The sequence below is a fragment of the Sphingomonas sp. genome, assembly GCF_035910975.1.
Classification (GTDB): domain Bacteria; phylum Pseudomonadota; class Alphaproteobacteria; order Sphingomonadales; family Sphingomonadaceae; genus Sphingomonas.
In genome coordinates, this window is sequence record NZ_JAMHWM010000026.1 from 232,799 (window position 1) to 245,859 (window position 13,061).

13 protein-coding genes, 1 tRNA gene and 1 pseudogene are annotated in these 13,061 nt (G+C 69.0%); 8 read left to right on the plus strand and 7 right to left on the minus strand.

Annotation, left to right across the window (positions count from 1 at the left end; genetic code table 11):
* Nucleotides 1-8: 8 nt before the first annotated feature.
* Together VYI76_RS05635 and argH are read right to left on the minus strand one after the other, a co-directional pair.
* Nucleotides 9-245: a hypothetical protein gene (locus VYI76_RS05635; RefSeq protein ID WP_326523781.1), complete on the minus strand. Its 237-nt coding sequence runs from the start codon at nucleotides 243-245 to the stop codon at nucleotides 9-11.
* Nucleotides 245-1,621, minus strand: a complete 1,377-nt coding sequence (argH, locus tag VYI76_RS05640) for an argininosuccinate lyase (RefSeq protein ID WP_326523899.1) — start codon at nucleotides 1,619-1,621, stop codon at nucleotides 245-247. The genes VYI76_RS05635 and argH overlap by 1 nt, the downstream gene beginning before the upstream one ends.
* 16 nt (nucleotides 1,622-1,637) lie before the next feature.
* On the opposite strand from argH, the gene VYI76_RS05645 reads away from it, so the two are divergent.
* Nucleotides 1,638-2,237, plus strand: a complete 600-nt coding sequence (locus VYI76_RS05645) for a TlpA family protein disulfide reductase (RefSeq protein ID WP_326523782.1) — start codon at nucleotides 1,638-1,640, stop codon at nucleotides 2,235-2,237.
* A gap of 116 nt (nucleotides 2,238-2,353) precedes the next feature.
* Here VYI76_RS05645 and VYI76_RS05650 read toward each other — a convergent pair whose 3' ends face one another.
* Genes VYI76_RS05650 through VYI76_RS05660 form a run of 3 tightly spaced genes read right to left on the minus strand, consistent with a single transcriptional unit; the run spans nucleotide 2,354 to nucleotide 4,703 of the window.
* Nucleotides 2,354-3,001 (minus strand): peptidylprolyl isomerase, encoded by a 648-nt coding sequence (locus VYI76_RS05650; protein ID WP_326523783.1) that lies wholly within the window; start codon nucleotides 2,999-3,001, stop codon nucleotides 2,354-2,356.
* On the minus strand, nucleotides 2,998-3,681 hold the full coding sequence (locus VYI76_RS05655; protein WP_326523784.1) for an RlmE family RNA methyltransferase: 684 nt from the start codon (nucleotides 3,679-3,681) through the stop codon (nucleotides 2,998-3,000). The genes VYI76_RS05650 and VYI76_RS05655 overlap by 4 nt, the downstream gene beginning before the upstream one ends.
* Nucleotides 3,678-4,703: a Ppx/GppA phosphatase family protein gene (locus VYI76_RS05660; RefSeq protein WP_326523785.1), complete on the minus strand. Its 1,026-nt coding sequence runs from the start codon at nucleotides 4,701-4,703 to the stop codon at nucleotides 3,678-3,680. The genes VYI76_RS05655 and VYI76_RS05660 overlap by 4 nt, the downstream gene beginning before the upstream one ends.
* Nucleotides 4,704-4,858: 155 nt before the next feature.
* On the opposite strand from VYI76_RS05660, the gene VYI76_RS05665 reads away from it, so the two are divergent.
* The 4 genes from VYI76_RS05665 to VYI76_RS05680 all read left to right on the plus strand — a co-directional run bounded on the left by VYI76_RS05665 (nucleotide 4,859) and on the right by VYI76_RS05680 (nucleotide 8,269).
* Nucleotides 4,859-4,932: transfer RNA gene (locus tag VYI76_RS05665), tRNA-Gln, on the plus strand.
* Nucleotides 4,933-5,145: 213 nt separating this feature from the next.
* The gene (gene proS / locus VYI76_RS05670) at nucleotides 5,146-6,678 is read left to right on the plus strand and encodes a proline--tRNA ligase (protein WP_326523786.1); all 1,533 of its coding nucleotides are present in this window, start codon (nucleotides 5,146-5,148) and stop codon (nucleotides 6,676-6,678) included.
* Nucleotides 6,678-7,100 carry a hotdog fold thioesterase gene (locus VYI76_RS05675; RefSeq protein ID WP_326523787.1) on the plus strand — a complete coding sequence of 141 codons (423 nt, stop codon included), beginning with the start codon at nucleotides 6,678-6,680 and terminating at the stop codon, nucleotides 7,098-7,100. The genes proS and VYI76_RS05675 overlap by 1 nt, the downstream gene beginning before the upstream one ends.
* Nucleotides 7,100-8,269, plus strand: coding sequence for an NAD(P)/FAD-dependent oxidoreductase (locus VYI76_RS05680; RefSeq protein WP_326523788.1), 1,170 nt, complete (start codon nucleotides 7,100-7,102; stop codon nucleotides 8,267-8,269). Before VYI76_RS05675 ends, VYI76_RS05680 begins: the two co-directional genes overlap by 1 nt.
* A gap of 9 nt (nucleotides 8,270-8,278) precedes the next feature.
* On the opposite strand, the pseudogene VYI76_RS16815 reads toward VYI76_RS05680, so the two are convergent.
* Nucleotides 8,279-8,548: pseudogene (locus tag VYI76_RS16815) on the minus strand (hypothetical protein); the annotation flags it as partial.
* 258 nt (nucleotides 8,549-8,806) lie between these two features.
* On the minus strand, nucleotides 8,807-10,618 hold the full coding sequence (locus VYI76_RS05685) for a gamma-glutamyltransferase family protein (protein ID WP_326523789.1): 1,812 nt from the start codon (nucleotides 10,616-10,618) through the stop codon (nucleotides 8,807-8,809).
* Between the two features lie 96 nt (nucleotides 10,619-10,714).
* Between VYI76_RS05685 and pdxH the strand changes: the two genes are divergently transcribed.
* From pdxH to VYI76_RS05700, 3 genes are read left to right on the plus strand one after another with little or no spacing between them, the layout of a single operon-like run.
* Nucleotides 10,715-11,293, plus strand: a complete 579-nt coding sequence (pdxH, locus tag VYI76_RS05690) for a pyridoxamine 5'-phosphate oxidase (RefSeq protein WP_443018904.1) — start codon at nucleotides 10,715-10,717, stop codon at nucleotides 11,291-11,293.
* Nucleotides 11,294-11,306: 13 nt separating this feature from the next.
* Nucleotides 11,307-12,254: a cation diffusion facilitator family transporter gene (locus VYI76_RS05695; RefSeq protein ID WP_326523900.1), complete on the plus strand. Its 948-nt coding sequence runs from the start codon at nucleotides 11,307-11,309 to the stop codon at nucleotides 12,252-12,254.
* Entirely contained in the window at nucleotides 12,251-13,060 is an 810-nt protein-coding gene (locus VYI76_RS05700; RefSeq protein WP_326523791.1) for a PhzF family phenazine biosynthesis protein, read from the plus strand. The genes VYI76_RS05695 and VYI76_RS05700 overlap by 4 nt, the downstream gene beginning before the upstream one ends.
* The last annotated feature ends 1 nt before the right edge of the window (nucleotide 13,061 follow it).

Here is a 13,061-nt window from a genome sequence, read left to right on the forward strand (position 1 = left end):
GTCTCGTCTTATCGGGTCGGGGGCAGATCGAAATCGTCGCGCGGGCGCTCCTCGCTCGATTTCAGCAGTTCGTCCTTGCGTTCGGGCCGGGCCTGGGGCGCGGGCTCCATCAGCTGGCTCGGCGTCGGCGTGGCGGTCGCGCCATAGGGTTTGACCGGCAGGCTGCCGCCCGGCGCCGGTTTCAGCTCGCCCCGCGATCCGCAGGCGGCCAGCGCCAGCAGCGCGATCGGGATCAGGTAGCGCATCACCCCTCCTTCGCGCGCGCATCGCGCGCCGTGGCGATCGCGGCGCGGACACGGTCGGGGGCGGTCCCGCCGAAGCTGCGCCGGCTGGCGACCGAGGCATCGACCGTCAGCACCGAATAGACACGCTCGTCGATCCGCGCGTCGATCGCGGTCAGGTCCGCAAGCGGCACCGCGTCGAGGCTCACGCCCAGTTCCTCGGCGCGCTTCACCGCGCGGCCCGTCACATGGTGCGCCTCGCGGAACGGCAGGCCGGCCTCGCGCACCAGCCAGTCGGCCAGATCGGTGGCGGTGGCGTATCCGCTCTCCGCCAGACCGCGCATGCGATCGGTGCGGAACGTCGCGCTTTCCACCATGCCCGTCATCGCCGCGATCGACAGCGCGAGCAGCGAATGACACTCGAACACCGGCGGCTTGTCGTCCTGCATGTCCTTGGAATAGGCGAGCGGCAGGCCCTTCATCGTCACCATCAGCCCGGTCATCAGCCCGACGATGCGCCCCGAGTGGCCGCGCACCAGTTCGGCCGCGTCGGGGTTGCGCTTCTGCGGCATGATCGAGCTGCCGGTCGACCATTGATCGGACAGCGACACGAAACCGAACGGCTGCGACGCCCACAGCACGAATTCCTCGGCCAGCCGGCTGAGGTGCAGCGCGCACTGGCTGGCGCACGTCAGATATTCGATCGCGAAGTCGCGGTCGCTGACCGAATCCAGGCTGTTGCTGGTCGGCGCGTCGAAGCCCAGCGCGGCGGCGGTCGCCTCGCGGTCGATCGGAAAGCCGGTGCCCGCCAGCGCTGCGGCACCCAGCGGGCAGCGGTTGGCTCGTGCGCGGGCGTCGGCAAAGCGGCTGCGGTCGCGCGCCACCATGTCGTGATAGGCCATCAGGTGATGACCCAGCGTCACCGGCTGCGCGCTCTGCAAATGGGTGAAGCCCGGCATCACCGCGTCGGCGTGCTCGTCGGCCCGCGCGATCAGCGCGTCGAGCAATGCGCCCAGCGCGACATGCGTCTCGTCGATCGCGTCGCGCACCCACAGGCGGAAATCGGTCGCGACCTGGTCGTTGCGGCTGCGCGCGGTGTGCAGCCGCCCTGCGGCCGGGCCGATCAGTTCGGCCAGCCGCGCCTCGGTCACCATGTGGATGTCTTCGAGGCTCAAGTCCTCCGGCACGCCGTTCGCCGCATATTCGTCGGCGATCGTCTCCAGCCCGGCGGTGATCGCATCGGCGTCTTGCGGAGAGACGATGCCCTGCGCGGCCAGCATCGCGACATGCGCTTTCGATCCGGCGATGTCCTGCCGCCACATTTGCTTGTCGAACGGGATCGAGGCATTGATCGCGCGCATCACCGCCGAGGGCCCTTCGGCGAACCTGCCGCCCCACATGCTGTTGGAGGAATTCATGCGCCTGTTGCTTCTACCCGTGGTCGTGGCGGCCGCCCTGCTGGCCGGCGGCTGCGATAGGCAATCGGGCGCCCCCGCACAAGGAAACGTCGCGGATGCCGATGCCGCCAACATGCTCAGCCCCGACGAGGTGCCACCGTCCGCCGCCCCGGCCGCGGTCCCGCGCGGCGCCGATCGCGCCAACGCGGGGCAACCGGCGCCCGACTTCGCCTTCGCCGACATGGCCGGCAAGACGACCAGCCTCGCCGCGTTCCGGGGTAAGCCGGTGCTGGTCAACCTGTGGGCGACGTGGTGCGCGCCGTGCGTGAAGGAACTGCCGACGCTCGACACGCTCGCCGCGCGTGAGGCGGGCAAGCTCCACGTCGTGGCCCTCAGCCAGGACATGGAGCCCGCCAAGGTCGCGCCGTTCGTCAAGGACAAGGGCTACAAGGCGCTGCCGATCTATACCGACGACAAGATGGCGTGGATGCCCGGCGTCACACCGACGCTGCCGACGACGATCCTGTACGATTCGGCCGGGCGCGAGGTGTGGCGGCTGACCGGCGACTTCGACTGGGCGGGCGCGGAGGCGGTGAAGCTGATCGCCGAGGCGAAGTAGCGCCGCGATACCGTTCGCCCTGAGCTTGTCGAAGGGCCGTCCTTCTTTCCGCGCCGCCAGGTCTGCGGCCCGAAGAAAGGGCAGGGCTTCGACGGGCTTAGCTCGAACGGGTCGGGTCAGGGTTTCGGCGCCGCCACGGGCGCCCGCCGCACCGTCAGCACCTTGACCTCGGGCTCCAGCATCTCGCCCTTCATCACGCCCTCGCCCTTCGTCGGCGAACGCGGCGCGGTCCAGATCGTCTTGACCACGTCCATCCCCTCGACCACGCGGCCGAACACCGCGAAGCCGGGGTCGTCGGCCTTCGCGTCCAGCCCGGTCATGTCGCCGACGACGATCGAGAAATCCGCCGTCGCGGTGCCCGGCGCCAGCCGCGCCATCGAGATCGCGCCCTCGCTATGGGTCAGCCCCGTCTTCGACGTCGGCTCGTGCGCGATGCCCGCATAGCGCAGCCGCGGGTCGCGCTGCCCGGCCTGGATCAGCCCGGCGTTCCACGGCAGCCGCATCGACCGGTAGAAGACGATGTTGTCGAGCCGTTTCGCATCGACGTAGCGCAGGAAATTGGCGGTGGTGACTGGCGCGCGCTCCTTCTCCAGCGCGATCACGATCTTCCCCGCGCTGGTCGTCATCACGACGTTGACCGTTGCGGGAACCGGGGCGGCGGGCGCGGGCGTTGTGACAGGGGCTGGTACGGATGCCGGAACGTCCTGCGCCACCGCGCCGGCCGGAGCCAGCGCCAGCAGCGCCGCGATTGCCAGATGCCTCATCCCTCGTCTCCCTTCTCCGCGCGGCCCTTGAAGCCCTGCGCCACGACATACCATTCGCTCGATCCCTTGCGGCTTGCCGGTGGCTTGGCGTGCTTCACGGTCGCGAAATTGCGTTTCATCTCCGCGACCAGCGCCGAATCCGCGCCGCCCGCGAACACCTTGGCGACGAAGGTGCCGCCCGGCTCCAGCACGTCGATCGCGAAGGCGACCGCCGCCTCGACCAGCGCCATCGTGCGCAGCGCGTCGGTCTGCGGATGCCCGACGGTGTTCGCCGCCATGTCGGATATGACGAGGTCCGGGGCGCCGCCCAGCGCCTCGACCAGCGCGTCGGGCGCGCGATCGTCCATGAAGTCCATCTGAAAGATGGTGACGCCCTCTATCGGGTCGACGGGCAACAGGTCGATGCCGACCACCGCCGCCTTCGGCCGCTTGCGCCGCACCACCTGCGCCCAGCCGCCCGGCGCGATGCCCAGATCGACCACGCGCTTCGCGCCCCGGATGATGTCGAACCGTTCGTCGAGCTCGATCAGCTTGTACGCCGCGCGGCTGCGATAGCCTTCCGCCTTCGCCCGCTTGACATAGGGGTCGTTCAGCTGGCGCTCCAGCCAGCGGGTCGATTGCGCGGTGCGCCCGCGCGCCGTCTTTACCCGCGTCCGCAAGCCGCCGCCGTCCCTGCTCATCGCCGTGTTCCCATCAGTCGCCGCAATATGCCCTCCCGGATGCCGCGATCGGCGATGCCGAGCTGTTCGGCGGGCCAGATATCCAGGATTTCCTCCAGGATCGCGCAGCCCGCGACGACCAGGTCGGCGCGCTCGGCACCGATGCACGGCACCGCCGATCGCCCGGCCATGTCGAGTCCGGCGATCCGCTGGCTGACCGCGCGCATCGCCGCCGCCGGCATGATGAGCCCGTCCACCGCCGAGCGATCATAGCTGCTCAGCCCCAGATGCACGCTCGCCAGCGTAGTCACCGTGCCCGACGTGCCGAGCAGGCGGCGCCGCGCGCCGTCCTTCGGCAATCGCCCGGCGAAGGCGGCGAAACTCTCGCGTACGTGTGCCCGCATGACGTCATAGGTGCCGGGCCCTGCCTGGCCGACGCTCTCGGTCAGCGAGACGACGCCCCAGGGCGCACTGTGCCAGTCGAGCACGGTCGGCTGCGCGGCATGCGCATCGACCAGCACCAATTCGGTCGATCCGCCGCCGATGTCGAACACCAGCGCCTTGCCCTCGCCCGGTTCGATCAGCGCGTGGCAGCCGAGTACCGCCAGCCGCGCCTCCTCCTCGGCGGAGATGATGTCGAGCATGATGCCCGTCTCGTCATATGCCCGACGGATGAAGTCGGTCCCGTTCGAGGCGCGGCGGCATGCCTCGGTCGCCACCGACCGTGCGAGGGCGACGTCGCGGCGCCTCAGCTTGTCGGCGCATACCCTCAGGGCAGCGATGGTCCGCTCGATCGCCTCGTCGGAGAGGCGGCCGGTCGCGGACAGCCCCTCGCCCAGCCGCACGATCCGGCTGAACGCATCGACGACGGCAAAGCCCGTCCCCTGCGGACGGGCGATCAGCAGGCGGCAATTGTTGGTGCCCAGATCGAGCGCGGCATAGTGCCGCGCCTGCGGCCAGCGCCCGCGCGCTGGCGACTGGTGGGCCGGACGGGGCGCGCTCTCACGCGGGCCGAACGGCGCTTGGGCGGGTCTGTCCCCCACGGCCGTATACTCTCTTATGTTCTCGTCCGTCACGAACGCGAGATGCGCCGCTCGGTGCTTGACCGCGATGCTAGCGGAGCCCGGGCCGGAGAACAAGGCGATCGGCCGATAAGGCCTTGACCCTGCGGGGGCAGCGGCTTAGGGAGCCCGCCGATTGCCCGATCCTCTAATGGTAAGAGAGCGGACTCTGACTCCGTCAATCAAGGTTCGAGTCCTTGTCGGGCATCCACTCCTTCGGTATCCCCTGACGCGGTTGGCTTGCCCTTTGGGACAGCAATCCTTGACGCCGATCAGACCTGGCTAAAGCCGGCACCGGCCCCTCAGATTCTCCAGTCCACCCACTGGAGAAGCCGCTTGCCGATATCGACGCTCGTTCACATAGGCCCCGTTGACGCTCCACCGATAGTGACGCGCCGCGCGTCCCGCGCTATCGCCCCGGCCCATGATAAAACACGCCCTGCCCGTCACCCGCGAGGCCGATTTCGCCCAATGGTATCAATCCGTCATCGCCGAGGCCGATCTGGCCGAGGAATCGGGGGTGCGCGGGTGCATGGTGATCCGGCCGTGGGGATATGGCATCTGGGAACGCATCCAGCGGCTGCTCGACGATCGCATCAAGGCGACGGGGCATGAGAATTGCTATTTCCCGCTGTTCATCCCCCTGAGCTATTTCGAGAAGGAGGCCGAGCACGTCGACGGCTTTGCCAAGGAAATGGCAGTCGTCACCCACCACCGGCTCGTGGCGGACGGCAAGGGCGGGCTCGTGCCCGATCCGGCGGCGAAGCTGGAGGAGCCGCTGGTTGTCCGTCCGACATCCGAGACGGTGATCGGCACCGCCTTCGCCCGCTGGGTCCAGTCGTGGCGCGACCTGCCCGTGCTCATCAACCAGTGGGCCAATGTGGTGCGCTGGGAAATGCGCACGCGCATGTTCCTGCGCACGTCCGAATTCCTGTGGCAGGAAGGGCATACCGCGCATGCCACCGCCGACGAGGCGCGCGAGGAAACGTTGAAGATGCTGGAGGTGTACCGCGAGTTCGCGGAAACCTGCCTGGCGCTGCCCGTCGTCGCGGGCGAAAAGCCGGAGAACGAACGCTTCCCCGGCGCGGTGGCGACCTACAGCATCGAGGCGATGATGCAGGACGGCAAGGCGCTGCAGGCGGGCACCAGCCATTTCCTCGGCACCAATTTCGCGCACGCCCAGAACATCCGTTTCCAGAACGCGGCCGGCGAACTGGACTATGCCAACACGACAAGCTGGGGCGTCAGCACGCGGATGATCGGCGGGGTCATCATGGTCCACGGCGACGACGACGGGCTGCGCGTGCCGCCGCGCATCGCGCCGTGGCAGGTGGTGATCGTGCCGATGCTGCGCGACAGCGGCGAGGACGCGGCGATCGTCGACTATTGCAAGGCACTCCAGGCCGATCTGGCTAAGCAGAGCGCGCTGGGCGAGCCGGTGCGCGCGCTGCTCGACCTCAAGCCCGCCAAGGCCGCGACCAAGCGCTGGGGCTGGGTGAAGAAGGGCGCGCCGATCGTGATCGAGGTCGGCGGGCGCGACGTGGCGGGCGGCAACGTGTCGGTGATCCGCCGCGACCGGCTGTACCGCGAGGACGGCAAGCTCGATTCGGCGATCGTCGCGCGCGATGCGTTCGCGAAGGACGCGGCGGCGATGCTGGAGGATATCCAGGCATCGCTGTTCGGCGAGGCCGATGCCCGGCTGAAGGCGAGTATCGCGCCGGTCGACGACTGGGCGGGCGTCGAAGCGATGTTCGCCGATGCCGACAGGCCCGGCTGGGCCGACGTCCGCTGGTCGAAGCCGACCGGCGCGGTTCTCGACACGGTGGTCGAACGGCTCAAGGCGCTCAAGCTGACGATCCGCAACGCGCCGATGGGCCAGACCGGCGCCGACGCCGGGCCTTGCGTGTTCACCGGCGAACCGGCGGTCGAACGGGTGCTGATCGGGCGCGCATACTGATGACGATCTGGAAGCGCGCTTTCACGATAGCCGACCTCACCGCGCTCGGTGCGACGTCGATGCCCGGGCTGATCGGGATCGAGTTCACCGGTCATGACGCGAACGCGCTGAGCGCGCGGATGCCGGTCGATCACCGCACCCATCAGCCGTTCGGGCGGCTGCATGGCGGCGCATCGGTCGCGCTTGCGGAAACGGTCGCGTCGGTCGGCGCGACGATGGCGGTGCCCGAGGGCAAGGTCGCGGTGGGGCTGGAGATCAACGCCAACCACATCCGCCCGGCGATGTCGGGCTATGTCCACGCGACCGCGACCGCGGAAAGCATCGGCCGCACGACCCAGGTGTGGACGATCCGCATCACCGACGACGCCGGCAAGCTCGTCTGCCTGTCGCGGATCACGCTGGCGATCATCGACGCGGGTTGATGGAGGGCCGATACGACGCGATCGTGCTGGGTGGCGGCGCCGCCGGGCTGATGGCCGCCGCCACCGCCGGGCAGCACGGGCGGCGGGTGCTGGTGATCGACCACGCCCCGCACGTCGGCGCGAAGATTCTGATCTCCGGCGGCGGGCGGTGCAACTTCACCAACATCAACACCGCGCCCGACCGCTATATCTCCGCCAACCCGCATTTCGCCAAATCGGCGCTGGGCCGCTACACGCCGGCCGATTTCATCGCCCTGGTCGATAGCTATCGCATCGCCTGGCACGAGAAGACGCTGGGGCAGCTGTTCTGCGACGGATCGGCGCGGGCGATCGTGGAATTGCTCCTCGCCGAGTGTGCGAGGGGCAGGGTTGAGATCGCGACTGGGCACGCGGTGCGCGACATCGGGCATGCCGACGGGCGTTTCTCGGTCACCCATGGCGATCGCACCGCGACGGCACCAGCACTGGTGATCGCCACCGGCGGGCCGTCGATCCCGAAGCTGGGGGCATCCGGCTTCGCCTATGATGTCGCGCGGCGTTTCGGCCTGAAAGTGGTGGAACCGCGCCCGGCGCTGGTGCCGCTGACGCTGGGCGGCGACGAGATGCTGTTCCGCGAGATTTCGGGCGTTTCGGCCGAGGTGATTGCCCGCGCCGGCAAGGCGAGTTTCCGCGAGGCGGCGCTGTTCACCCATCGGGGCCTTTCGGGTCCGGCGATCCTGCAGGTGTCATCCTATTGGCGCCACGGCGAGCCGATCGCGATCGACCTGCTGCCCGATCGCCGGCCCGGCTGGCTGCGCGACGCCAAGCGGGCGACCCCGCGGATCGGCATGAAGCGTGCGCTGGGCCTGCCCGAAAGGCTGGCCGACGCGCTTGTCGAGCGGCTCGCACTGGCGGGCGAACTCGCCAACATTCCCGATCGCGCGCTGGAGGGGGCCGAACGCCGCCTTGCCGACTGGCGTTTCCATCCCAACGGCACCGAAGGCTTCGCCAAGGCCGAGGTGACGATCGGCGGCATCGCCACCGACGGCCTGTCGCAGAAGACGATGGCGGCGAAATCGGTACCCGGCCTCCATGCGATCGGCGAGGCGGTGGACGTGACCGGCTGGCTGGGCGGCTACAACTTCCAATGGGCCTGGGCGAGCGGCCGCGCCTGTGGGGAAGCAATCTAGGGCCTGACCCTAGGACCGATCGACAACCAGCGTGACCAGCTCATGGCGGCGGCGAGGTGGACGAAGCCGATGAAGTGGGCGGTGCGGCGATCGTGGCGCGTGGCGAAGCGGCGGAGGTGTTTGAGGTGACTGAAGCATCGCTGCGATCTGGCTACGTAAGTCATTGTTATCATACGCGTTGTCGGCGAGTAGCGCTTTGCCGTGCGGGCCTTCGAGCAGCCCGGGCGCTGAAGCAGTGTCGCTGGCCTGCCCGGGCGTGATGCGGAACCGCAAGGGGCGGCCGAACGTGTCGGCCGAGCATGTGAACCTTGGTCGTCAGTCCGCCTCGGGAACGCCCCGGCGCCTGATCCCTGGCCCCCTTTTCCGCTCGCCCCCTGCTGGTGGGCGCGAACCACGGTGCTGTCGATCATCAGATACCGGTTGTCCCGACCGGCCGTCAGCCTCCACAAATATCTGTTCATAAACAAATGGTTATCGGCCTTGTCTGCCCATGAGTCAGCCTTCAGGCCGTTTGAAAATCCTGAATGTCGATCCGGCCTAGTAAGCCAGCGCGCAGCCGTCGGCGCGCATTTCGCTCGCCGCGGCGTAGACGCGGGTTCGCCCGTCCATGCGGTGCTCGATCGCCTGATACCGGCCGAAGCCGCCGTCGGGTGCGCCCAGCGTCCAGCCGATTTCCGCCAGCCGCTTCTTCGTCGCCTCGGGCACGCCGGTCTCCAGCCGCAACAGGCCGTTGGGGCCGAGCCCGGCCGCATCCTCGCCCATCCGCTGGCTCGATCCCTCATGGTGCCAGCGCGGCGAATCGCCCGCCGACTGGATTTCCAGCCCGTAATCCACGCTGTTGAGGATGATCTGCGTCTGCCCCTGCGGCTGCATGTCGCCGCCCATCACGCCGAAGCTGAGCCACGCCTGGTCCCCACGCGTCGCAAAGCCGGGGATGATCGTCTGGAACGGCCGCTTGCCCGGCGCATAGACGTTGGGGTGGCCGTCCTCCAGCACGAACAATTGCCCGCGATCCTGGAACATAAACCCTAGGCCGTCGGCGACCAGCCCCGATCCCATGCCGCGGAAGTTCGACTGGATCATCGACACCATCATGCCGTCGCTGTCCGACGTGGTGAAATAGGTGGTGTCGCCGCGCGACGGCGCGTCGCCGGGGCGGACCGGTGAAATGCGGTCGGGGCGGATCAGCTTCGCGCGTTCGCGGGCGTACTCTTTCGATACCAGCCAGTCGGCCGGCAGCTTCGTGAAATCGGGATCGGCATAATATCGCGCGCGATCCTCATAGGCCAAACGCTTGGCCTCGGCCTGGAGGTGGATCGACAGCGCCGTCTGGAAACCGGCCGATTTCATGTCGAGTTCGTTCAGCATCGCCAGCATCTGGAGCGTCGCCAGCCCCTGCGTGTTGGCGGCAAGACCGTGGACGGTGGTGCCGCGATAATCGATCGCGTGCGGCGTGATCCACTCGCCCTTGTGCGCGGTGAGATCGGCCTTCGACAGCCAGCCGCCGATCCGCTTGAAATAGCGGTCCATCGCCTCGGCCAGCTCGCCCGTGTAGAAAGCGTCACGCCCACGTGCCGCGATCGCGCGATAGGTGCGGGCGAGGTCGGGGTTGCGGAACACCGCGCCCGCCGCCGGGGTGGTGCCGTTCGGCGCCCAGGTCTTCACTGCATTGTCGATCTCCTCGATCCCCTGTCCGGGGCGACGGAAATTGGCCATCGCGCGGCCGATGTACCAGGCGATGATGTCGGGCACCGGCGCGCCCGCCTCGGCATGGTGGATCGCGGGTTCGAACAGCTCGGCCCATTTCAGCTTGCCGTAGCGCTGGTGCGCCATCCACCAGCCGTCGACCGCGCCGGGGACGGAGACCGTGACCGCGCCGTACGGCGGCAGCACGCCGTTCCTCGCCCGCGACCGCACCGTCTCCAGGCTCAGCGCGCGCGGGCTGCGGCCAGAGCCGGCGAGGCCCATCACCGCCTTCGCCTTCGGGTCCCACAGCATCGCATAGACGTCGCCGCCGATCCCGCACGCGGTCGGCTCCAGCAGGCCCAGGCAGGCGTTGACCGCGATCGCCGCGTCGATCGCCGATCCGCCCTTCTTCAATATGTCGATCCCCGCCTGCGTCGCCAGCGGATGCGCCGATCCGACCGCGCCCGACAGGCCGTACACCGCCGTGCGGCTGGCGAAGCTCGCGCCGACCGGCCGGTCGCCGGGTCCGATGTCCCGGCGCACGAATCGCGCCTCGCCCTTCGCCCAGGTCGCGGGCGGCGGGGTGTCCGGCCGGGTCTGCGCCAGCATCGGCGCGGCCGCTGCGGTCGCGGGAACGGTGGCGAGGAAGGTACGGCGGCGCATGGGCGTGCTCCTGAGCAGATGCGCGCCCGTTCTCCGCACTCGCCGCCGCGATTGCAACACTCGCGATTTCGCCGCGATCGGCGTAAAGGCGCGTCCATGGCCGACGATCCCATTGACCTGTTCGACACGTGGCTGCGCGAGGCCGGAGCCGGCGAGCCCAATGATCCCAACGCGATGGCGCTGGCCACGGCGGATGCGGTGGGCCGTCCGTCGGTGCGGATGGTGCTGCTCAAGGGCCACGACGCGCGCGGGTTCGTGTTCTACTCCAACGGCGAGAGCCGCAAGGCCGACGAACTGGCCGCCAATCCCAGCGCCGCGTTGCTGTTCCACTGGAAATCGCTGCGCCGGCAGGTGCGGATCGAGGGCGCGGTCACCCGCGTCTCGGACGGCGAGGCCGACGCCTATTTCGCCAGTCGCAGTCGCGCCTCGCAGCTTGGCGCCTGGGCGTCGGACCAGTCGCGCCCGCTTGACGCGCGCGAGACGTTCGAGGCGCGCTATGCGGAGGTCGATCTGCGCCATGCCGCCGCCCCGGTGCCGCGCCCCCCGCACTGGGGCGGCTGGCGCGTCGTGCCGGACCGGATCGAGTTCTGGGAGGATCGTCCCGGCCGCCTGCATCACCGTCGCCTGTTCGTGAAGACCGGAGAGGGCTGGACCGAAGGCCTGCTCTACCCATGAGCCACCGGCCATGATGACGGAAAGCGAACGCCGGCGGATCATCCCGCTGGCGATGCGCGCGGCGTTGTTCAGCGTCGGCGTCGCGCTGTTCCTGCTTGTGCTCAAGGGATACGCCGCCTGGGCCACCGGATCGGTGGCGATGCTCGGCAGCCTCGCGGACACCGGGCTTGATCTGCTCGCCAGCCTCGTCACCCTCTACGGCGTGAAGGTCGCCGCCGAACCCGCCGATCACGATCACCGTTTCGGCCACGGCAAGGCGGAGGCGCTGGCCGCATTGTTCCAGGTCGCGCTGATCACCGCATCGGCGATCGCGATCGGCTGGCGCGCGATCGTCGCGCTGGGTGATCCCGCGCCCACCGCCAGCGTCGATATCGGTATCGGCGTGTCGGTGATGGCGATGGGGGCGACACTGCTGCTGCTCGCCTATCAGCGCCGCGTGATCCGCCAGACCGGATCGGTCGCGATCATGGCCGACAACGTCCATTACCAGTCCGACCTGCTGCTCAACGGCGCCGTCATCGTCGCGCTGGTGCTCGATCAGATGGCGGGCCTGGCCGGTGCCGATCCGCTGTTCGGCATCGCCATCGCGCTGTGGCTGCTGTGGGGCGCGTTCCAGGCGTCGTCGAACGCGATCGACCAGCTGATGGACAAGGAATGGCCCGAGGATCAGCGCAAGGCGTTCATCGAGGTCGCCGCGCGCCAGCCGGGGCTGAAGGGCATCCATGATTTCCGCACCCGCCGCTCGGGCAGCCATGATTTCGCGCAATTCCACATGGAAGTGCCGCGTGACCTGACCGTCGCCCAGGCTCACGACGTGGTCGAGGCGGTCGAATCCGCGCTGCGCCGGGCCTATCCCAAGGTCGAGGTGCTGATCCACCTCGATCCCGAAGGCCATGTCGATACCGATAATCCGCTGGTCGAGGCCGACGTCACCCCCCACTGGTTCGGAAAGCGCGTATGAGAATCCCCTTTGCCCAGATCGACGCCTTCGCCGCCCGCCCGTTCGAGGGCAATCCGGCGGCGGTGATGCCGCTCACCCACTGGCTGCCCGACGACACGCTCCAGCGGATCGCGCAGGAAAACAACCTGAGCGAGACGGCCTTCATCGTGCCGGTCGCCGGCAGCGAGGATGATGGCGGCTCCGGTGCCGATTTCGAGCTGCGCTGGTTCACGCCCGCGGCCGAGGTCGCGCTGTGCGGCCATGCGACGCTGGCGAGTGGACATTTCGTGTTGTCGGGCGATCCCGCGCGCGAACGCGTCCAGTTCGCGACCCGCCAGGCCGGCGTGCTGGAAGTCACCCGCGATGGGGAGGGGTACGCGATGGCGCTCCCAGCCTGGGCACCCGGCCCGAAGGCGATGCCGGAGATCGTCGCCGCGCTCGGCGTCGATCCGGTCGAGACGCTGTGGCACGACAAGGGCTATGCGCTGGTGATCGTCGCCGACGAGGGCGCGGTGCGCGCCGCCGCGCCCGACGGCCGCGCGCTGAAGGCGCTCGGCCCGATCGTCCATATCGTCGCCGCGCGGGGCGAGACCGCCGACGTCGTCAGCCGCGTCTTCACCGACTATTTCGATATCCCCGAGGATCCGGTGACCGGATCGGCGCATGCGGTGATGGTGCCGTACTGGGCGGACAAGCTCGGGCGCGACAGCTTCGCCGCCTATCAGGCGAGCGCGCGCGGCGGCCATGTCGGCTGCACGCTGGCGGGCGACCGCGTGGTGCTGCGCGGCGGCTGCGTGACGGTGATCGAAGGGGTCTTCCTGCTGTAGA

What these genes read in the sequence shown, in the direction of transcription:
- VYI76_RS05635 (WP_326523781.1), bottom strand. Translation starts at nt 245, where the DNA reads ATGCGCTACCTGATCCCGATCGCGCTGCTGGCGCTGGCCGCCTGCGGA.
- argH (WP_326523899.1), bottom strand. Translation starts at nt 1,621, where the DNA reads ATGTGGGGCGGCAGGTTCGCCGAAGGGCCCTCGGCGGTGATGCGCGCG.
- VYI76_RS05645 (WP_326523782.1), top strand. Translation starts at nt 1,638, where the DNA reads ATGCGCCTGTTGCTTCTACCCGTGGTCGTGGCGGCCGCCCTGCTGGCC.
- VYI76_RS05650 (WP_326523783.1), bottom strand. Translation starts at nt 3,001, where the DNA reads ATGAGGCATCTGGCAATCGCGGCGCTGCTGGCGCTGGCTCCGGCCGGC.
- VYI76_RS05655 (WP_326523784.1), bottom strand. Translation starts at nt 3,681, where the DNA reads ATGAGCAGGGACGGCGGCGGCTTGCGGACGCGGGTAAAGACGGCGCGC.
- proS (WP_326523786.1), top strand. Translation starts at nt 5,146, where the DNA reads ATGATAAAACACGCCCTGCCCGTCACCCGCGAGGCCGATTTCGCCCAA.
- VYI76_RS05675 (WP_326523787.1), top strand. Translation starts at nt 6,678, where the DNA reads ATGACGATCTGGAAGCGCGCTTTCACGATAGCCGACCTCACCGCGCTC.
- VYI76_RS05680 (WP_326523788.1), top strand. Translation starts at nt 7,100, where the DNA reads ATGGAGGGCCGATACGACGCGATCGTGCTGGGTGGCGGCGCCGCCGGG.
- VYI76_RS05685 (WP_326523789.1), bottom strand. Translation starts at nt 10,618, where the DNA reads ATGCGCCGCCGTACCTTCCTCGCCACCGTTCCCGCGACCGCAGCGGCC.
- pdxH (WP_443018904.1), top strand. Translation starts at nt 10,715, where the DNA reads ATGGCCGACGATCCCATTGACCTGTTCGACACGTGGCTGCGCGAGGCC.
- VYI76_RS05695 (WP_326523900.1), top strand. Translation starts at nt 11,307, where the DNA reads ATGACGGAAAGCGAACGCCGGCGGATCATCCCGCTGGCGATGCGCGCG.
- VYI76_RS05700 (WP_326523791.1), top strand. Translation starts at nt 12,251, where the DNA reads ATGAGAATCCCCTTTGCCCAGATCGACGCCTTCGCCGCCCGCCCGTTC.